The organism is uncultured Megamonas sp. (assembly GCF_958438645.1).
Lineage (GTDB): Bacteria > Bacillota > Negativicutes > Selenomonadales > Selenomonadaceae > Megamonas.
In genome coordinates this window covers 17,874-38,161 of record NZ_CAUBSM010000014.1, presented here as the reverse complement: position 1 = coordinate 38,161, position 20,288 = coordinate 17,874, and the positions used below count along the sequence as shown (strand labels likewise).

Below are 20,288 nucleotides of genomic sequence, written 5' to 3'. Positions count from 1 at the left end.
ATATTAACTGCTTATTCAATACCGAAACGAGCCATAATCATGTCTACATTGCGTAAGAACCATTTGTAATCGAAGCAGTTGTCGATTTCTTCTTTAGTGAGATATTTTGTGATATCTGGGTCTTTTTCTACATTTGTACGGAAATCTTCGCCTTTGAGCCATCTAGCCATAGCATTTCTTTGAACCCATTTGTAAGCATCTTCACGAAGTACGCCTTTGCTTACAACTGCGAGCATGATGCGTTGGCTGAAAATAAGACCGCCAGTTTTGTTAAGATTTTCCATCATAGCTTCTGGATAAACGAGAAGTTTATCTAAAAGATTTGTTAATTTACGGCAGCAATAATCAACGTTGATAGTGCTGTCTGGTAAAATTACGCGTTCAACGGAAGAATGGGAAATATCGCGTTCATGCCAAAGAGTGATATCTTCCATAGCTGCAATAGCGTTACCACGAACAAGGCGAGCCATACCAGAGATACGTTCACCAGTGATAGGATTACGTTTATGAGGCATAGCGGAAGAGCCTTTTTGACCTGGCTGGAAGTATTCTTCAACTTCACGGATATCTGTACGTTGAAGGTTACGTAATTCTGTAGCGATTTTTTCAAATGTGCTAGCTACGATAGCAAGAGTAGTCATATATTCTGCATGGCGATCACGCTGAATAACTTGTGTTGCAAGTTTTACAGGTTCAATGCCAAGTTTTTTGCAAGTGATTTCTTCAATACGAGGGTCAATATTGGAATAAGTTCCTACAGCACCGGAGAGTTTACCAACAGCAACGATTTTTTTAGCGTGTTCAACACGTTCAATATCACGGCAAACTTCATCGTACCATAAAGCGAATTTTAAACCGAGAGTCATTGGTTCTGCATGGATACCATGAGTACGACCGATGCAAACTGTATGTTTATATTTTTTAGCTTGACGTTTTAAAACATCACGTAAATTTTTGAGGTCTTCTAAAATAAGCTCAGCAGATTTTTTCATCATAATGCCGAGTGCTGTATCTTTTACGTCGCTGGAAGTTAATCCTTTATGGATATATTTAGAATCTTCGCCAACGTATTCAGCAACGTTAGTTAAAAATGCGATAATATCATGATTAGTAACTTTTTCAATTTCTTTAACGCGTTCTAAGTTAAACTGTGCTTTTTCACGAATATTTTTAGCAGCTTCTACTGGAATTTGACCAAGTTCAGCCATAGCTTCACAAGCTGTAATTTCAACTTCAAGCATTACTTCAAATTCATGTTGGAGAGTCCAAATTCTTCCCATTTCAGGATTGGTATAGCGTTCAATCATTTAAAAATTTCCTCCTCATATTTAAAACCAGCATAATTTTTCCACTGATAACAGCAAAAAGAACCCAAATAGACAATATATGTCCAAGATTTGAGTTTTATTTGTAAAATCTATATGTAGCTTTTACCTTCATATAATAGCATTTTATGTACTTTAGTGTCAATGAAAATGGGGATTATAAGTTTACAATGGAGGCTAGACATAACAAAAAGCTATATCAATGTTAACATCAATATAGCTTGTTTTTTATTAAATATTATCTTGTGTACGAAGTAAATCAGCAAATTTTGTAAACTCTTTGTGAAAGAACAATTGAACTGTATCTACAGGGCCATTACGATGTTTAGCGACAATAACATCGGTTATATTCTTATTTTCTGTTTCAGCATTGTAATAATCTTCACGATATAAAAACATAACGATATCGGCATCTTGTTCTAGAGAGCCTGATTCACGAAGGTCACTGAGCATTGGTTTTTTGATTTGACGAGATTCTACACTACGAGATAGCTGAGAAAGTGCGATTACAGGAACATTGAGTTCACGAGCTAGAGATTTTAAAGAACGAGAAATCTCTGAGATTTCTTGTTGACGATTGTCGCCATTTTTATTTGCTCTACCTTGCATTAACTGTAAATAGTCAATTAATACTAAGCTTAAACCTTTTTCTTGTTGAAGTCGACGAGCTTTGGAGCGTAGTTCCATGATGCTGATACCAGGAGTATCATCAATATAAAGTGGTGCTTTAGAAAATTTATCAGCGGCAGCGATTAGTTTTTGCCAATCCTGTTCATCTAAATCACCGACACGTAATCGCTGGGACTCGACTAGTCCTTCAGCACAAAGCATACGTTGCATTAACTGTTCTTTGGACATTTCAAGAGAGAAAAAAGCTACAGGTTTATTTTCTTTTAAAGCTACATGCGAGGCTATGTTTAGGGTAAATGCTGTTTTCCCCATACTAGGTCTAGCTGCGACTAAGATTAAATCAGAAGGTTGAAGTCCTGCAGTTAATTTATCTAAATCTTTAAATCCAGTAGATAAACCAGTTAACCCACCTTTAGATTCATATAGGCTTTCGATCTTGCTGAAAGTGTCAATGACGATTTGATTGATAGGTGTGAAATCACCAGTTTTACGGTTGGAAGCGATTTCTAAAATCATTTTTTCAGCTTTATCCATGATGGTATCTGCATCTTCGGCACCTTCATAACCCATAGCAGCGATAGCTGTGGCTGTATTGATGAGATGTCTCATAAGAGCTTTTTCTTTGACTATTTTAGCGTAAAAAACTACATTAGCAGCTGTAGGAACAGTGTTGGCAAGGGCTGTAACGAATGCAATCCCGCCGACTTTTTCCAATTGATTTGTTTTATTTAATTGTTCGATGACAGTTAAATTATCTACTGCTTGATTGCGATTAGATAAATCAAGCATTGCCTCAAAAACAATGCGGTGAGCTTCACGATAAAAATCTTGCGGATTTAAAATCTGAGCAGATTCAGCGATAGCTTCTTTGGAGATGAGCATAGCACCTAGGACTGCTTGCTCAGCTTCGATATTTTGAGGAGGTACTCTGTCTATCAAAATGATCACCTCACAGGCTTTAATTTAATGCTAATGCTAAAGCTTCTTTGGCTGTTTTAACAGGATAGACTTTCAAACCATGTAAGTCAGACGGGATATCTTTAGCATTTTCTTCAGGAATAATAAGAGTTTTTATGCCAGCTTGACTGGCACCGTAAGCTTTTTCAAAGACACCACCTACAGGGCGGACTAGTCCTTGAATGGATATTTCACCAGTAATAGCGACATCTTGGTGAATTGGTTTTTGGGTGATGGCTGAAATCAATGCTATCAATATAGCTGTTCCAGCAGACGGCCCATCGATATTGCCTCCACCGATTATATTGATGTGAATATCATAATCGTGGATATCTTCATTTGTGAGTTTGCGAACGACTGCGGCAGCATTGAAGACAGAATCTTGAGCCATAGAGCCTGCTGTTTGATTAAAACGAATGGTTCCCTTGCCTTTTTCATTCGCTTTAAAAGCTATAGCTTCGATTTCAATGACAGAACCGATAAAACCAGCAACACCTAAGCCAAAAATTTTTCCGATTTCACTGGTAGCAGATGCTTTTTTAGTGACAAATGGCGTTAAGCGACTTACTTGAGCTACAGTGTAGATATCTTCTGCAGTGATTGATATATTATTCATATCATTTTGTTGACGAGCAAGGGCATTGCTATAAGCATCAGCTAAGATATTGATAGCTTTACGGCCTTCGATAGTATATTCACTGATGATCTTAGCCACATTATCATCTAATTTAGCATTTAATTTATTAGCGGCATTTAATACAATTGTTTCAATATGTTTCGGTGTCAATGGTTCAAAATATATTTCCGCACAGCGAGAACGAAGTGCTGGATTTAGATAATAATTATCACGTGTAGTAGCACCGATTAAAACAAAATCAGCAGGAGCACCCTCAGTGAATAATTTTTTGATATATTCAGGTACATTGGGGTCATTTGGCTCAAAATAAGCTGAGTCAAAATAGGCACGTTTATCTTCGAGAACTTTTAATAATTCATTTTGTAACATATCATCAAGTTCACCGATCTCATCGATGAATAAAATACCGCCATGAGCGTCAGTGACAAGTCCAGGTTTAGGTTCGGGGATGCCACTATCAGCTAAATCTCTACGTGCACCTTGATAAATAGGATCATGAACAGAGCCAAGTAGAGGATTGGTTATACCTCGTGGATCGTAGCGAAGCGTAGTACCATCTGTTTCAACAAATGGTGCATCGGTATTAAATGGCGTATGTGGCTGTAGACATGCTTCTTGTAACACTAATCTAGCAGCTGTAGTTTTACCAACACCCGGAGGGCCATAAAGTATTAAATGTTGTGGATAAGGAGAGCTAAGTTTGGCTTTTAGGGCTTTGATAGCACGTTCTTGTCCAATGATTTCTGATAAATCCTGTGGTCTTAATAATTCCATGATGGATTTTGTTAAATGAATTTTATTTTTGGCTTCTAAGTCTTTTAATTTTTCTAATGATTGAGTAGACTCTTTAGCAGAACTTTCTTCTTTAAGAATTTGTTTTTTTACATCGTTGATATAATCCTGATGGTTTTCTTCCATCTTTAAAGCAATGCGTTTTTCTAATTCATCTTCAAAAGAACGACGAGCCATGATATTAGCTAAGTAATCTGTCATTTCTTTTAAGAGTATAGGCATTTCATCATTAGTAGGTATTTTATCCAATGTAGGATTTTCATAAACTATTTTTTGCAATCCTAGGACACGTTCATTGCGAATGGTTGAGCGTATTAAGGATAAAGCTTCTAATTTGCCAGCTTTTAATACAAGTTGGTCAGCACCTTCGATATCAACTAAGATATCATATAGAGCATTTATATCATGATCTATAGGTTCAATATCAATTTTTTGTACATCATCAGTATTTTTGTCTATAGAAATAGCAGGCTGCTGTAATTTTACAGCAGCCTTAGTTGTTCTAGATTTTTTTTTAGATTTGAAAAAACGAGAAAATATACTCATAATTGCCTCTTATTTTTCTACAACATGTACAGTTATTGTACTTGTTATTTCAGGATGCACTTTAATTGTTGCAGTATAATCGCCAAGACAAGTTATATTTTTTATATCAATTTTGCGTTTATCAATGTCGATATTATGTTTTTCTTTGAGTGTTAAAGCAACATCTTTACTTGTAACTGAACCAAATAAACGGCTTCCTTCACCAACGCGTACAGGAATAGTGATTTCTACTTGAGATAATTGGGCAGCCATCAAACGAGCTTCATCACTAGCTTGTTGTTTTTTGCGTTCAGCAGATTTTTTTTGAGCTTGAGCTACATTTATATTTTGTTTAGTTGCTTCTACTGCATATTTTTTAGCGATGAGGAAATTTCTACCATATCCTTCAGCAACTTCTACGATATCGCCTTTTTTACCAACTTTTTTAAGATCTTGCAACATTATTACTTTCATTCTTATCAGCCTCTTTCATATATGACAATGTAGTATTTACTACATCTTGTTTTAATTCTTTTAATGGTCTATTTTTTATCTGTGAACCAGCCACATTTTGATGACCGCCACCACCGAATTGTTCCATGATGACTTGAACATTGATTTCCCCAGTAGAGCGAGCACTTACACCAATGACACCGTCTCTTAATTTGAAAAATACGATGCTTACACGCACATTTTCAATACGCAATAAATCATCAGCTATTTTTCCGGATACAGCTTGAATATTAGCTGTATTATCAGGGCATACAGCTACGACTAAGCCCTCTTGATAGAAGTTTGAATTAGCGATAGCTGTACATTCAGCAAGATTTGTTTCATAATCTGTGCGGAATAAATAATGGACTGCTTCAGGATCTGCACCACAACGACGCAGATGAGATACAGCATCAAATGTACGAACACCAGTATTGACGCGGAAATTCTTCGTATCAACAACGATACCAGAATAAAGAGCAGTAGCTTCTAAACGTGATAACTTAATATTTTCGTTAAAGTACATCAATAATTCAGTTACCAATTCGCTTGTAGAAGAAGAGTATGGTTCAATATAGATTAAAAGTGCATTTTTAATTACATTTTCCGAACGGCGATGATGGTCGATTACAATGACATTATTTATTGATTGTAATAAATCAGGACTAGCTACTAAATGTGGTATATGTGTATCAACAACAAATAATACAGGATTTAAAGCTGTCATGGCTAGAGCTTCTTTTTGGGTGATAAAGAGATTTTCAAAATCCTTATCAGTCTTACAAAGATTGATTAATTTGTCTACACCTTCATTCATATCACTTAATATGATATATACGGGTTTTCCCATTTGGCGAGCCATACGAGATACACCGATAGCTGAGCCTAAGCTATCAAAATCTTCATTTAAATGCCCCATGACAAACACTATATCAGCAGCTTCCATGCGTTCAAAAACAGCATGAGCGACAACGCGAGCTTTTACACGAGTATGTTTTTCTACAGCTTTAGCTTTACCACCGAAAAATTGAACTTTGCCATCTAAATCTACAGCTACTTGGTCACCACCTCTACCTAATACTAAATCTAGATGAGATTGAGCAAGTGCACCAAGTTCTTCCATAGAGGTTTTTGGTCTACTTTGGATTAGACCGATACTTAAAGTAACTGGAAATTTATTATCTCCATGGAGATTACGTACTTTATCTAAGATATCAAATTTTTCACTGACTGCTAAATCAAGTGCATGACGTTCTAAGATGATTACATACATATCATCAGAGATACGGCGAAGTAAACCGCCTAATGAGTGAGACCATTTATCCAAAAGACTATTGACTTCAAATAAAATAGATGTACGTTGAGCTTCACTTAGCCCTTGCATAACGTCGTCATAATTATCTATTTGGATATAGCCAAAGACCATAGTACGCATAGCTGTATCGAGCTTGAAACGTTCATGTTCTGAAATATCATAGATATATAAAGTCATTAGAGGTGAATCATCATCATTGTTGACAGGACGATAGATTACCATATAAAACTTGTTATCTTGAGAAAATATATATTGACCTCTGCGATTCCAGATATTATCAATAGGAATGTTTGGCCAGATATCAGTTATGAATGAGCCTATTTCCGGTGGTTCATTGAGCCAGCGTTCTAATTCATGGTTATACCATTCTAGACGTAAATCCTTATTGATAACCATAATTACTTGAGGTAATTGTTCTAGAGCAAAGTTAGATAATTCATTTACATTTTTGATGACATTTTCATAGTAAGCTTTTAAATTTTTTCGTCGTTCAATACTGCGTTCTTTTAAATAGAAAAATAAACATATCCATAAAACAACACCGCCACTAAATATATACCAATTGTATTGAAATAATATGACTAATAATATTAAAGAGCTAATTAAAGCAACACATATATCAATCCAAGTGGATAATTTATTAGGCATAAAATTACCTCCTAAACATCATTGCTATTTCTAAACTTTTTTCGATAATCAAAAATCATATCAAAGAAACCAGCAAGAGCAATGATTTGAGCAATTACCATGTTTAGACATAACATAACGATGATGAAAATCCAAACAGCGGTTGGCCATTTCTTTAATTTATAGAAAAATCTAATGACAGATAAACCTTGCACTAAACCTAAGACATTAGCACATAAATAAGTATTTAAAGCAACTTGATAAAGTAGTGTAATACTGCGAGTATCGCCCCAATACATGCCAATTAAAGAAAATGCATAAATATAGATAAAAATTTTAGGAAAACGCCATAAACTAAATGGTGGTAAAGAATTTATATTTGTAGTTCCTAATCGTTTTAATAAAAAAGAACTAGCAATATAATTGATCACTAATTTTATTACTGCATTTAAAATAAAAATCATAGGCAAAACAAGAGCAAGGGTGTCTACTAGATGTTGAGTTTGCCTTTGGGCATCAATCATAGCTTCAGAAGTTACGCCCATAGAATTAAAGATTTCATTTGTATCGAGCATAGCTGTTTTAAAAGCATCTAATTGATCTACGAATAAATTGATACCTGTGAGGTAAAATGTACATATTAGAAATAAACATACACCCAAAATAGAAGCTACAAAAGATGTAGTAAAAATTTTTACAGCTGACCAACAATGATTATAGCCGAAACCTAAAGTTAAAGCTAATGGAGCCGAACCTAAGATTAGTGGTATTGCTGTAACGGGTGTTAAGAATATACACAATAAAATACTAGCAATTAAAACACTAAATATACCATAATTAAGATTATGTTTGGCTGTGATAATTGTAATAGGTAAAGTCCAAAATAAAATAATAAAAGGTATATAAATTCCTGCCATGGCAATGATTACCGTTATGGCAGTTAACAGGCTACTTTCAGTTAAAGGTCGTAGCTTAGTATTTTTCATAAGAAAATCCTTTCATTAAGAATTAGTTTAATAATTGATAAACCTTAATTCTTAATTATAATATAAAAACTATATTACTGCAAAAACTAAAAACACTTTCTAATATAAAAATTAGAAAGTGTTTTCGTTAATTATTAAGCTTTAAATACACATTTTCCATCGAGCCAAGTTTCTTTGATTTCATAATCTGGAGTAACTATGAGAAAATCGGCTTTTTTGCCCATAGCAATACTTCCTAATTCATCGTCAACGCCAAAGCGTTTTGCTGGATTTAATGAAGCCATATTGATAGCATTTATTGGATTTTCATGTAATTCTAAAATTAAACGACGTACTTCTTTTAAAAGAGTTGTTGTACTGCCAGCGAGATTACCACTATCAATGCGAGCAATACCATCTTTTACATTAAATGGTAATGTACCAAGCATATAGCGACCATCTTTTAAACCAGTGCCTTGAATTGCATCACTTACAAGTAAAGCCTTATCTTTTGGTTTGTTTTGTAAGAGAATTTTCATAGCTGGCAAAGAAACATGGATACCATCAGCGATAAGCTCTGCATATACATCGTTGCGAGTCATGATAGCACCTAATAAATTAGGATTGCGATGATGAAGTTGTTCCATAGCACAATAAGTATGAACACCAGCATCAGCACCCATATCAAAACATGCACAAGCTTCTTCGTAGTTTGCACTGCTATGACCTAAGGAAACTTTTATTTTTAAATCTTGTGTTATCCATTTTGTAAATTTAGGAGCATCTTCTTTTTCAGGAGCGATGATAATGGATTTTACAGTGTTATATTCAGCCATTTTTTCGATTTCTTCTTTATTTAATGGGCGAATATGTTCTTCAGGATGAGCCCCTTTGTGTTTGCTGGTGATATAAGGTCCTTCGATGAACATACCAAGAATGCGGGCACTATTTAATGTGTCTTTACATTCAGCTACATTGGCAATCGCTTTATAGATGTCTTCAAGTGGTGCTGTTACTGTAGTTGGCATCCATGTAGTTGTACCTTGAGTCAAAAGATAGTCTCCTATACTTTTTAAAGCCTCTGGGGTAGCATCCATAGTATCATTACCTACTGCACCATGAATGTGAGTATCAATGAGACCAGGAATGATGAAGGAATCATTGTATTCTTTTACAGGAATATTTTCTTTTTCCACCATTTCTTGAGAAAGGAAACCAGCAAATTTATTGTCTTCAATAATTAGATAGTTATCGCTTTCGATAAAATCGGCAGTAAAAATTTTTTGGGCCTTAATAGCAATTTTAGTCATTAAGAACACTTCCTCGATTTTTTTTATTTTGGGAACGAGATTGGAATACTTGAATTCTAGACTGATGACTATCAACTAAAATTTCAGATAAGCTTAAAGCTGTTTGGTTAGTTCTACTAAAGAGTGCTTCTAATAGCACAGGAACATTAGTACCACTAATGACCTTACTATTTGGTAGATGTGTGGATAAAATAACGCTTTGATTAAAAGGTGTGCCACCGGCGATATCTGTACAGAAAATAATATCAGAACAATCTAAACGGTCTACTGCTTCTTGTAATTGCTTAGCTAAATCTGTATTTGTAGAGCCGATAGGAAAATCAATCGCTTCAAATTTTTCTTGTTTGCCAGCAATAACTTCAATAGATGAAGCTAGGCCAGATGCGAAGTTACCGTGACCTGTAACTATAATACCTATCAACAAAAAAACCTCCTTAGAGTGAATATCCTCAAATTTTAAAATCTTTGTATACTAATTGTATCATAAAATAAATATAACTACAGTTTATTTAATATATTTTTTATATAAAAAGAGTAATTGATAATAATTATTAAAAACTAAAAAAAAGCTATAAAAAATAAATTTTAGTTAGTAAAACATAGAATAATGAAGGATTATGGAGAAAATAAGAGATAATAAGAGATAATAACTATTTTTTGGTATTTGATTTATTGGAAAGATAATCATATAATATACACATAAGGAACAAACAATATTGATAAGGAATTTAGAAATTATCAATTTTATTTAAATATGTATATATCTAAGTATTGGAGGAATTTATAATGAAAAAATGGGTTTGCAGTATTTGTGGTTATGTATATGAAGGTGAAAGTGCACCAGAACAGTGCCCAATTTGTAAAGCACCAGCAGATAAATTTGTAGAACAGTCCGGTGATTTAGTATTCGCTGATGAACATCGCGTAGGTGTAGCAAAAGGTGCTGATCCTCGTATTATCGAAGGTTTACAGCAGAACTTCACTGGCGAATGCACAGAAGTTGGTATGTATCTCGCTATGAGCCGTGTTGCTGAACGTGAAGGTTATCCTGAAATCGCTGATGCTTACAAACGTTATGCTTTCGAAGAAGCAGAACATGCTGCAAAATTTGCTGAACTTCTCGGTGAAGTTGTAACTGATAGCACTAAGAAAAATCTTGAACTCCGTGTTGCTGCTGAACATGGTGCATGTGCTGGTAAAAAAGAACTTGCTACTTTAGCTAAAGAACTTGGCTTAGATGCAGTTCATGATACAGTTCATGAAATGGCTAAAGACGAAGCTCGTCATGGTTGTGGCTTCAATGGTCTTTTAAAACGTTATTTCGGTAAATAATTTGATATAGATAGGATTATTAAAAGAGTATGGTGTAAGCCATACTCTTTTTTATTTTTATAAATAATTATTGAATGTTATAAATTTATATTAGTATAATAAATTTAATAGAATTTTTATTAAATTTTTTTGAGGATTGATTTTATGAGTTACACAGGTTCATTATTTAATTTTATTAACAATTCAACATCATCATTTCATACAGTTTTAAATGCACAATCATATTTAATTAAAAATGGCTTTGAAGAAGTCGATTTTAGTGAAGATTGGCAGTTAAAAGCAGATAAAAAGTATTTTACTAAGATATATGATTCAACATTGATTGCATTTATTCCTCATCAAAATTTGCGTGAAGGCATGAAAATAGCTGTTAGCCATACAGATTTCCCTTGTTTAAAGATAAAACCTAGTGCTGATATCATGCAAAATGACTATGGCAAATTAAATGTAGAAATTTATGGTGGTATGATTTTAAATACATGGTTTGATAGACCATTATCCATAGCGGGAAAAGTCGTTTTGAAAGGTCAAGATTGTTATCATCCAGATGTAAAATTTGTAGATTTTAAACGACCATTGATGATTATTCCCAATCTTGCTATTCATATGGATAGAAGTATTAATTCAGGCAAAAGTATAAGTAAACAAAAGGAAATGTTGCCTTTAGCTTTTATGCAAACTGAAAATAATAATGAAGATGAATTAGTAAATGATAATAGTAAATTAATTAAATTATTAGCTGAAGAATTATCCTGTGCTCAAGAGGATATTTTGAGTTATGATTTAACTGTATATCAGGTGGAAACTCCGTATTATTTAGGTTTTGCCGGTGAATTAGTGACAGCACCTAGACTAGATAATATAACTTCTGTTAAAGCTTGTATTGAAGGAATTATTGCTGATAAACGCAAGGTAGGTTTAGATATAGCTGTTTTATTCGATAATGAAGAAGTGGGCAGTAGAACAAAACAAGGCGGAGCTTCTAATGTTTTGGCAAATGTAATTGAACGCATTTATATGGCATTTGGTTATACTAGACAAGCATTTTTGGCAGATTTAGCAAAGAGTTTTATGTTATCCATAGATGTAGCTCATGCTATGCACCCTAATTATGTAGAAAAAAATGATTTGACTAATAAACCAATATTAAATAGAGGTTTGGCTATAAAAATGGCAGCTAGTCAATCATATGCAGGAGATGCTGAAGCTATTGCTATCGTAAGAGCTTTATGTGAAAAATATAAGATAAATTATCAGATGTATGTAAATAATTCAGATATTCCGGGCGGATCAACTATAGGCTCCATGGCTTCTGCTTTGTTGACTATGAGAACATTAGATGTAGGTATTCCTATTTTAGCTATGCATTCAGCACGTGAAACTATGGGGAAAGATGACCAGAAATCTTTAGAAAAATTAGTTAGAGTGTTTTTTGAAGGTTTTTATTAAAATATAGAGGTGAAATAGATGAGAGTTTTAGTAGTGATGCCATTTAAAGATAAGCATAAAGCATTAATGGCTCAAAATTTTCCTCAAGTAGAATTTATTTATGAACGTAATCCAGCAAAAGAATTAGTGGAAAATGTAGAGGCAATTATTGGCAATATTAAGCCGAATCTATTGAAAGAGGCTAAAAATTTAAGATGGTTGCAATTAAATAGTGCAGGTACTGATGGATATTGTGAAAAAGGTGTTTTGCCAATGCAGACTATATTGACTAATGCTACAGGGGCATATGGTTTGGCTTTATCTGAATATATGCTTGCTGTATTGATGGCTATGCAGAAAAAATTATATAGTTATCACGATAATCAAAAACAATCTCTATGGAAAGATGAAGGAGAAGTAACTTCTATTTTTGATTCTACTATTTTAGTCGTAGGCTTAGGTGATATAGGAAGTTGTTTTGCTAAACGAGTAAAAGCTCTAGGAGCAAAGGTTATCGGCATTAAGCGTCGTCTAGGTGAAAAACCAGACTATGTGGATGAATTAGTTAGTCTAGATAAATTAGATGAGTATTTACCTAAAGTTGATATAGTAGCTACTGTATTGCCGGGAACAAAAGCGACTTATCAGATTTTTGATAAAGAAAAATTCGCTTTGATGAAAAAAGGTGCATTCTTTATTAATGCAGGTCGTGGAAGTGCCGTAGTTGAAGATGATTTAATAGAAGCTTTAAATTCAAATCATTTAGCAGGAGCTGCTATTGATGTAACGCAGATAGAGCCATTACCACAAACAAGTGCTTTATGGCAGACAAAAAATCTGCATATTACACCGCATACAGCAGGTCAATATCATTTAGCAAAGACATTAGATAATATAGTGAATATCGCTAAAGATAATTTACATGCTTTGATAGATGGTGAAGAATTAAAAAATATTGTCGATTTTGAAACTGGATATAAAAAATAAAAATAGCCACTCATTATGATGATAAATAATGAGTGGCTTTGTTTTTTATATTAAGCTTTCCAAAGGCTGTGAAGATTGCAATAAGCATAAGCTGTAATTACTTCTTCACCATCTAAAAGAGCAAATTGAGCTGTTGGAGGAGTGTTTGGTTGTAGTACTTTACGTTGATTGCCTTTATTTGTTTCAAGTGAAATCCATTCAATATAATGTTCTGGAAGCATAGGATGTTCAACAGAGCCTACGGTAACAGTGACGATATTGCCTTCTTGGGAAATCACAGGAACGTGTTTTTCAACAGCAGCATCAGTAGTACCAGGAATAATTTCTTGCATTTTTTCACCACAGCAGATGATAGGTACACCTTTATCTTTGACAAAAGCGATGATATTTCCACAGTGGGAACAAATATAAAATTTTTGAGACATAAAAATCCCTCCTCAAATATATAATAACTATATTATAGCATTATATACAGATACAGACCTAGCATTTAATACATTTTGTTGATAAATTTTAGGTCGATTTTGAGGTTTAATAAATGCTTTATCATCAAATTCTGTATTGATGATTAATTGCCAAGGCGTATCATGTGGTAGTGATGGCAAATTAATGCGATGATTTTCCCAGTGAGCATTAATAGCGATATAAATAAAATCATCTTTTCCATCTTCTGTTTTGCCTGTTAACATGATACAGACAACACGATTGCCATGAGATGAATCGAATTGCCATGGATTGATACCGTGTAAGCTTACAGCAGGATAATTTTTAGGTGTACCCTCAGAAGCACGACGGAAAAGAGGGTGTTCTTTTCTAAACGCAATTAACTGTTTGAAGAACAAGAACATATCATGATTTTCTTGTAATTGGTTCCAATTTAACCATGAAGTTTCATTATCTTGGCAGTAAGCATTATTATTGCCGAATTGGGAATTGCAGAATTCATCGCCAGCCAAAAGCATTGGTATACCAATACTACAGAATAAGATTGTTGCAGCATTGCGTACCATTTTTCTACGTAAGGCTAAAATTTCAGGATCGGTTGTTTCTCCTTCAACACCACAATTCCAGCTGATATTATCATTACTACCGTCAGTGTTATTCCAACCGTTTTCTTCATTATGTTTTTCATTATAGGAGAATAAATCCCATAAAGTGAAACCATCATGACAAGTAATGAAGTTGATGGAAGCATAATTTCCCCTATTCGAAGGATTGTATATATCTTCAGAACCTGTAATGCGATTTACTATAGCTTGTGCAAAACCCAGATCACCTTTTAAGAAATGGCGTACATCATCACGATAGTGACCATTCCACTCAGACCATTTACCATAAGCTGGGAATGTACCTACTTGATAGAGTCCACCAGCATCCCATGCTTCAGCAATTAAAATTGTATTATTGAGTAATGGATCAAAAGTCAATAGTTCTAAAAGAGGTGGATTGCTCATAGGAGAACCATCTTGATTGCGTCCTAAAATAGAAGCTAAATCAAAACGAAAACCGTCAATATGATATTCAGCTGTCCAATGGCGTAGACAATTTAAAATCATTTGACGGACTATAGGGTTATTGCAATTCAATGTATTGCCGCAACCACTAAAATTATAATATTCTCCATTTGGCCCTAAGATATAGTAAGCTTTATTATCGATACCCTTAAAAGATATATAAGGACCACGATCGTCTCCTTCGGCAGTATGATTAAAAACTACATCAAGAATGACTTTGATATTGTTTTTATGTAATTCCTTAATTAGATTTTTAAATTCATAATTTTGCATGGAATATTTGCCGCTAGCAGCATAACCTGCTTTAGGAGCAAAAAAAGATATTGGGTTATAACCCCAATAATTTAAAAGTCTATTACCTTTGCTATCATAGCGAATATTGTCATTGATGACATCTTCATTTTCATCGAATTCAAAGATCGGTAAAAATTCAACAGCATTAATTCCTAACTCTTTAAGATAGGGAATTTTTTCAATAAATCCAGCATAAGTTCCTGGATGTTTTACCTTAGATGATTTATGACGTGTAAAACCTCGTAAATGAGCTTCATAGATTATTAAGTCTCCATGATCAGCTTTTTGAGGTAGATCAGAATCAAGTTCAAAATCACTGATTACGACTTTAGAACGATATTGAAAAATATTATTTTTATCTGGCAATACTCCCCATTCATTACGTCCAGAAATCATTTTTGCATAAGGATCTAATAAAATTTTATGACGGTCATATATATCACCAGTTGCTTTATTATATTTTCCATCAATGCGAAAACCATATTCTATATTTTCATAATCTAAATCAAGTACAATCATGGCAAAAACATTGCCGACGCGATAATTTTCAGGATAAGGAATTATCGCAAATGGTTTTGGTGCTCTATCTTTAAATAGTACTAATTCACAATTTGTGGCACCTGCGGAGTATATACAGAAATTGACTCCACCAGGGACGATAGAAGCACCATTTAAACGAAAAAAACCACGTCTAATTTTAAATTGCTTAAACGTATCAGTAGGCAGAATATCTAATTGCATGATAACACCTCATTAATGTATCAGAGCATATTTTTTTATAGCATCATCAATTGAAGGAGCAAGTTCAATTGTATCTGTTAGACCTGTTAAGTCAAATATTTCTGATATTTTATCAATTATGGAAACAAAAATAGCTTTTATGTTTAATAATTTAGCTTTGTTGGCAATATTAGAAAGTAAATAGAGGCCATAATTAGAAATATAATTACAACCAGACATATCGATTATAATATTGTCACCAGAAGTCATTTTATCTAAAATTTCAATTTTAGCTTGTTGAGCTGTAGATATATCTAATTTACCCTTTATTGCTATAATGTGAAGTTTTTCCTTTTGATTAGTGCGAGTTTCCAATATAGTAAATACCTCCTAATGACTATAAATAAAAATAATATTATAATAAATTTTAGCTATACAAAAATATAAATAATACTAATAATGTATATATATATTAGCTATACAAGCAATATATTGTAAATTGGAAAAAAATAACGATATCTGCCTACTAATATAAAATTTAATATAGTTTTAAATTTAATTATAGCTAGAACTAGGGTTTTTAGAATTTTTAGTAAAATGACTACGTAAAATTATGTTAGTTCATTCCCTAATATTATTTTATATAAGTTTACATTGTTTTGCAAGTATTAGAGCTTTATTTGTTAGCTATTGTTAATAAAAAAATCAATGCAGATGTGACTCTGCATTGATTTTTTATCATTATTTATTTAATGGTTTTTTTAAGATAGCTAAGAGAATCATAGCAACTACAGCACCAATAGCTATGGCAGCTAAGTACATGAGAGGATTTCCAATTGTTGGAACAACGAAAATACCACCATGAGGAGCACGAAGAGTACATGCAAAAGCCATAGACAAAGCACCAGCTACAGCAGACCCAATAACACAAGATGGAATTACACGAGCAGGGTCAGCAGCAGCAAATGGAATAGCACCTTCAGTGATGAAAGATAAGCCCATTACATAGTTTGTAATACCAGATTTTCTTTCAGATTCAGTGAAACGATTGCCAAAGAATGTAGTACAAAGAGCGATAGCGATAGGAGGAACCATACCACCTGCCATAACAGCGGCCATAACACCAAATTCACCATCAGCTAAAAGAGCTGTACCTGTTACATAAGCGGCTTTATTGAATGGGCCACCCATATCGATAGACATCATACCACCAACAACTGCACCGATTAAAATACGGCTACTAGGATCCATTCCTTTTAATGTTTCAACAAGCCATGTATTGATAGCACTTACAGGAGGATTGATGATGAAAGTAATAGCAATACCCATCAATAATACACCGAATAAAGGATAGATTAAGATGGTCTTTATACCTTCAAGGGATTCAGGTAATACTTTGCAAACTTTTCTAAGACCTAAAATAATATAACCAGCAGCAAAACCAGCGATTAAAGCACCCAAGAAACCAGAACCACCAGTGTTTGCCATAGCACCACCAACGAAACCAGCAACAAGACCTGGACGGTCAGCAATACTCATACCGATGAAACCAGCAAGTACAGGAAGCATAAATCCGAAAGAAACACCGCCAACATTTTTAAAGAAAGCAGCAAGAGGAGTATTAGAACCGAAATTTGATGGATTTGCTGGATCATAAACATCGACTAAGAAGGCAATAGCAATTAAAATACCGCCACCAACAACGAATGGAAGCATATGAGATACACCGTTCATCAAATGTTTATAAATTTGACGACCGATACTTTCATTTTCAGTAGAAGCTGTAGCAGAATCATCATCATCACCAGAACCTTTATAGATAGGAGCATCTTGAGCCATAGCTTTATCTAAAAGTTCATCAGCTTTATTGATACCATTAGCTACTTTAGTGATAATGACATGTTTACCATTGAAACGAGCCATTGGTACATTTTTATCAGCAGCTACGATAATACATTTTGCATTAGCAATTTCTTCGTCTGTTAATACATTTTTTCTACCGCCAGCACCATTTGTTTCAACTTTGATGGAAATATTTTTGCGTTTAGCATGTTGTTCTAAGGATTCAGCTGCCATATAAGTATGAGCGATACCAGTAGGGCAAGCTGTAACAGCTAATACATCATAACCAGTAGAAGTTTCTTCTTCGGCAGGTGCAGTTTCTGCTTTAGTTTCTTCTTCAGTTGGTGGATTTTCTTTATCATTGATTAATTTTAAGAATTCATCTACAGATTTTGCAGCGATTAAGGATTCTTTAAAATCAGGATCCATTACCATCATAGCGAGTTTACTCAATAATTCTACATGTAAATCACTTGCAGTATCAGGAGCTGCAATCATGAAGAATAAGCGAGATGGGTTGCCATCTAAAGCTTCAAAATCCATACCTTCTGGTACAACCATAGCAGCAAGACCAGCTTCTTTAACAGCAGCACTTTTGGCATGAGGTGTAGCGATACCATCGCCTAAGCCAGTGGAACCAGATTCTTCACGAGCTATTACGGCTTTTAAGTATTCTTCTTTGTTATTTAAGTTGCCACTTTTTTCCATTAAATCAGCTAAGATTTCAATAGCTTCAGTTTTGGATTTTGGTGGAGCAACATTTAATTGAATACTAACTGGTTTTAATAAGTCGGTAATTTTCATTTAATATATCTCCTTAATATTATTAACTTTTATGAAGTTAGTTATTTAAAGTTTTTAATAAGGCTTCAACTTCACTGCGAGTTGCCAAATTTTCAGAGAAAGCAGAAGCAGAACCAGTAGCAACTCCCATATAGAAAGCTTTTTCATAGCTATTTGTTTCAATATAGCCTGTTAAGAAACCAGCGACCATAGAATCACCAGCACCGATGGAGTTTACTAATTTTCCTTTAGGAACAGGGCTATATGTTATAGAACCATCTTCAGCTACTAAGATAGCACCATCTTTACCCATAGAAACTAATACATTTTTAGCTCCCATATCTTGGAGTTTTTTGGCATAAGTGATGATATCGTCATTGCAAGTTAAAGTAACATTAAACATTTCAGCTAATTCATGATTATTTGGTTTGATTAAGAATGGACGATATTTTAAAACATTAAGTAAGAGATTTTTAGTAGCATCAACAACGATATTGATATTGCGCTTTTCTAAACGTGCCATGATTTTTTCATAGATATCATCTGGCAAAGTTTTAGGAATACTACCAGCTAAAACTAAAGTATCGCCAGCAGTTAATTTATCTAATTTAGTAAAGAGTTCTTCAATAGCACTTGCAGGAATATCTGGGCCTTGACCATTGACTTCAGTTTCTTCATCATTAGTTTTTATTTTTACATTTATACGAGAGAAACCATTTGGTAATTCAATGAAATCACTTTGGCAACCAAAGCTATGAAGTTGGCGAATGATTTCTTTTCCAGTAAAACCAGAGATAAATCCTAATGCAGTACTGTCAATACCAAGATTTTTTAAGACAATAGAAACATTTATACCTTTTCCGCCGCCTAAAACTTGTTCGTAATTAACGCGATTAGTAGCACCAGCAACAAATTCTGGCATACGAACAATGTAATCAATGGCAGGATTGAATGTTACAGTATAAATCATTTACAATACCTCCATAATATTAGTGTAATCTAGATATTTTTTATTTTTTAAGATGTCTGTGATGATGATGGCATCTTCTAGATTAGCAAAAGTTATTGGCGTGATTTGATCAAATTTTGTGGAATCAGCCAAAATATAAGCTTCTTGACAATGTTTTAAAGCTGTTTTTTTTACGCAAGCTTCAATACTATCAGGTGTGGAAAAACCTGCTTGTAGACTAATGCCATTTGTACCAAAGAAGCCTTTAGTAAAGTTATAAGGTTGAAGATTTTCAATAGATGTGGTACCGATGATAGCACCAGTAGATTTTTTTAACTGACCACCAATGATAAAAGCATTAAAACCTTTATCAATTAATTTTTGAGCATGAATAATGCCATTCGTTATATATGTAGCGTTTTTTTCAGTTAAATAATCAATGATTAATTCTGTAGTAGTACCAGCATCAATGTAAATTAAATCATGAGGTTTTACTAAACTAGCAGCTTTTTTAGCAATTAAATTTTTTTCTGTAATTTGTAAATCATGTTTGGTATGAATATCTTTTTCATCAGATGTATAAAAATCAAGACTAGTTGCTCCGCCATAAACTTTACGAAGTTTGCCAGCTTTATCAAGGGCTGTTAAATCACGACGAATAGTTGATTCGGATGTATTTAATAAAGTGGTTAACTCTAATAAAGTAACGCTAGATTTAGTTTTTAATAAATTTAAAATAGCACAATGACGATCTTGTGTTAGCATAAACTCACCTCATTTCAAAATAATTATAACATTCAAACTCATTCAAAGTCAATCATAAAATGAGTTTGAATCAGTCAAAAAATATCAAAATCAATCAAT

General features: G+C 33.7%; 17 protein-coding genes. 3 read left to right on the top strand and 14 right to left on the bottom strand.

What is annotated here, in order from left to right; genetic code table 11:
• Positions 1-11: 11 nt before the first annotated feature.
• The 8 genes from purB to agaF all read right to left on the bottom strand — a co-directional run bounded on the left by purB (position 12) and on the right by agaF (position 9,996).
• Positions 12-1,307 (bottom strand): adenylosuccinate lyase, encoded by a 1,296-nt coding sequence (gene purB, locus Q5I67_RS09295; protein ID WP_278850170.1) that lies wholly within the window; start codon positions 1,305-1,307, stop codon positions 12-14.
• A gap of 249 nt (positions 1,308-1,556) precedes the next feature.
• Positions 1,557-2,894 carry a replicative DNA helicase gene (gene dnaB, locus Q5I67_RS09290; protein ID WP_296896724.1) on the bottom strand — a complete coding sequence of 446 codons (1,338 nt, stop codon included), beginning with the start codon at positions 2,892-2,894 and terminating at the stop codon, positions 1,557-1,559.
• 19 nt (positions 2,895-2,913) lie between these two features.
• Positions 2,914-4,887, bottom strand: coding sequence for a Lon family ATP-dependent protease (gene lonC / locus Q5I67_RS09285; protein WP_302487133.1), 1,974 nt, complete (start codon positions 4,885-4,887; stop codon positions 2,914-2,916).
• Positions 4,888-4,896: 9 nt separating this feature from the next.
• Complete coding sequence (gene rplI / locus Q5I67_RS09280) at positions 4,897-5,340, bottom strand: 50S ribosomal protein L9 (protein WP_296923371.1); 444 nt, start codon at positions 5,338-5,340, stop codon at positions 4,897-4,899.
• Positions 5,312-7,321: a DHH family phosphoesterase gene (locus Q5I67_RS09275; protein WP_296896081.1), complete on the bottom strand. Its 2,010-nt coding sequence runs from the start codon at positions 7,319-7,321 to the stop codon at positions 5,312-5,314. Before Q5I67_RS09275 ends, rplI begins: the two co-directional genes overlap by 29 nt.
• Before the next feature lie 11 nt (positions 7,322-7,332).
• Complete coding sequence (locus Q5I67_RS09270) at positions 7,333-8,286, bottom strand: YybS family protein (RefSeq protein WP_302487132.1); 954 nt, start codon at positions 8,284-8,286, stop codon at positions 7,333-7,335.
• A 134-nt stretch (positions 8,287-8,420) separates the two neighbouring features.
• Complete coding sequence (gene nagA, locus Q5I67_RS09265) at positions 8,421-9,575, bottom strand: N-acetylglucosamine-6-phosphate deacetylase (RefSeq protein WP_302487131.1); 1,155 nt, start codon at positions 9,573-9,575, stop codon at positions 8,421-8,423.
• Positions 9,568-9,996 (bottom strand): PTS galactosamine/N-acetylgalactosamine transporter subunit IIA, encoded by a 429-nt coding sequence (gene agaF / locus Q5I67_RS09260; RefSeq protein WP_302487130.1) that lies wholly within the window; start codon positions 9,994-9,996, stop codon positions 9,568-9,570. The genes nagA and agaF overlap by 8 nt, the downstream gene beginning before the upstream one ends.
• 365 nt (positions 9,997-10,361) lie before the next feature.
• Between agaF and Q5I67_RS09255 the strand changes: the two genes are divergently transcribed.
• The 3 genes from Q5I67_RS09255 to Q5I67_RS09245 all read left to right on the top strand — a co-directional run bounded on the left by Q5I67_RS09255 (position 10,362) and on the right by Q5I67_RS09245 (position 13,322).
• Positions 10,362-10,907: an NADH peroxidase gene (locus Q5I67_RS09255; protein WP_115150800.1), complete on the top strand. Its 546-nt coding sequence runs from the start codon at positions 10,362-10,364 to the stop codon at positions 10,905-10,907.
• 144 nt (positions 10,908-11,051) lie between these two features.
• A complete protein-coding gene (locus tag Q5I67_RS09250; protein ID WP_302487128.1) occupies positions 11,052-12,356 on the top strand; it encodes a M18 family aminopeptidase in 1,305 nt (434 codons plus the stop codon).
• Positions 12,357-12,374: 18 nt separating this feature from the next.
• The gene (locus Q5I67_RS09245; RefSeq protein WP_302487127.1) at positions 12,375-13,322 is read left to right on the top strand and encodes a D-2-hydroxyacid dehydrogenase; all 948 of its coding nucleotides are present in this window, start codon (positions 12,375-12,377) and stop codon (positions 13,320-13,322) included.
• A gap of 50 nt (positions 13,323-13,372) precedes the next feature.
• Here the strand turns inward: Q5I67_RS09245 and Q5I67_RS09240 are convergent, their stop codons facing one another.
• The 6 genes from Q5I67_RS09240 to Q5I67_RS09215 form a co-directional block, all read right to left on the bottom strand.
• Positions 13,373-13,747, bottom strand: a complete 375-nt coding sequence (locus Q5I67_RS09240) for a desulfoferrodoxin family protein (protein ID WP_302487126.1) — start codon at positions 13,745-13,747, stop codon at positions 13,373-13,375.
• 27 nt (positions 13,748-13,774) lie between these two features.
• Positions 13,775-15,871, bottom strand: coding sequence for a glycogen-debranching protein (locus Q5I67_RS09235; RefSeq protein ID WP_302487125.1), 2,097 nt, complete (start codon positions 15,869-15,871; stop codon positions 13,775-13,777).
• A 12-nt stretch (positions 15,872-15,883) separates the two neighbouring features.
• On the bottom strand, positions 15,884-16,225 hold the full coding sequence (locus Q5I67_RS09230; RefSeq protein WP_296899860.1) for an STAS domain-containing protein: 342 nt from the start codon (positions 16,223-16,225) through the stop codon (positions 15,884-15,886).
• Positions 16,226-16,591: 366 nt separating this feature from the next.
• Positions 16,592-18,496 carry a fructose-specific PTS transporter subunit EIIC gene (locus Q5I67_RS09225; protein WP_296898208.1) on the bottom strand — a complete coding sequence of 635 codons (1,905 nt, stop codon included), beginning with the start codon at positions 18,494-18,496 and terminating at the stop codon, positions 16,592-16,594.
• A 37-nt stretch (positions 18,497-18,533) separates the two neighbouring features.
• A complete protein-coding gene (pfkB, locus tag Q5I67_RS09220; protein ID WP_302487124.1) occupies positions 18,534-19,445 on the bottom strand; it encodes a 1-phosphofructokinase in 912 nt (303 codons plus the stop codon).
• Positions 19,446-20,189, bottom strand: a complete 744-nt coding sequence (locus Q5I67_RS09215) for a DeoR/GlpR family DNA-binding transcription regulator (RefSeq protein ID WP_302487123.1) — start codon at positions 20,187-20,189, stop codon at positions 19,446-19,448.
• Between the last annotated feature and the right edge of the window lie 99 nt (positions 20,190-20,288).

Coding starts and splice junctions, on each gene's coding strand:
- Q5I67_RS09250 (WP_302487128.1), top strand. CDS start 11,052: ATGAGTTACACAGGTTCATTATTTAATTTTATTAACAATTCAACATCA.
- Q5I67_RS09245 (WP_302487127.1), top strand. CDS start 12,375: ATGAGAGTTTTAGTAGTGATGCCATTTAAAGATAAGCATAAAGCATTA.
- pfkB (WP_302487124.1), bottom strand. CDS start 19,445: ATGATTTATACTGTAACATTCAATCCTGCCATTGATTACATTGTTCGT.
- Q5I67_RS09225 (WP_296898208.1), bottom strand. CDS start 18,496: ATGAAAATTACCGACTTATTAAAACCAGTTAGTATTCAATTAAATGTT.
- Q5I67_RS09270 (WP_302487132.1), bottom strand. CDS start 8,286: ATGAAAAATACTAAGCTACGACCTTTAACTGAAAGTAGCCTGTTAACT.
- rplI (WP_296923371.1), bottom strand. CDS start 5,340: ATGAAAGTAATAATGTTGCAAGATCTTAAAAAAGTTGGTAAAAAAGGC.
- lonC (WP_302487133.1), bottom strand. CDS start 4,887: ATGAGTATATTTTCTCGTTTTTTCAAATCTAAAAAAAAATCTAGAACA.
- Q5I67_RS09235 (WP_302487125.1), bottom strand. CDS start 15,871: ATGCAATTAGATATTCTGCCTACTGATACGTTTAAGCAATTTAAAATT.
- nagA (WP_302487131.1), bottom strand. CDS start 9,575: ATGACTAAAATTGCTATTAAGGCCCAAAAAATTTTTACTGCCGATTTT.
- Q5I67_RS09255 (WP_115150800.1), top strand. CDS start 10,362: ATGAAAAAATGGGTTTGCAGTATTTGTGGTTATGTATATGAAGGTGAA.
- Q5I67_RS09215 (WP_302487123.1), bottom strand. CDS start 20,189: ATGCTAACACAAGATCGTCATTGTGCTATTTTAAATTTATTAAAAACT.
- Q5I67_RS09275 (WP_296896081.1), bottom strand. CDS start 7,321: ATGCCTAATAAATTATCCACTTGGATTGATATATGTGTTGCTTTAATT.
- purB (WP_278850170.1), bottom strand. CDS start 1,307: ATGATTGAACGCTATACCAATCCTGAAATGGGAAGAATTTGGACTCTC.
- Q5I67_RS09240 (WP_302487126.1), bottom strand. CDS start 13,747: ATGTCTCAAAAATTTTATATTTGTTCCCACTGTGGAAATATCATCGCT.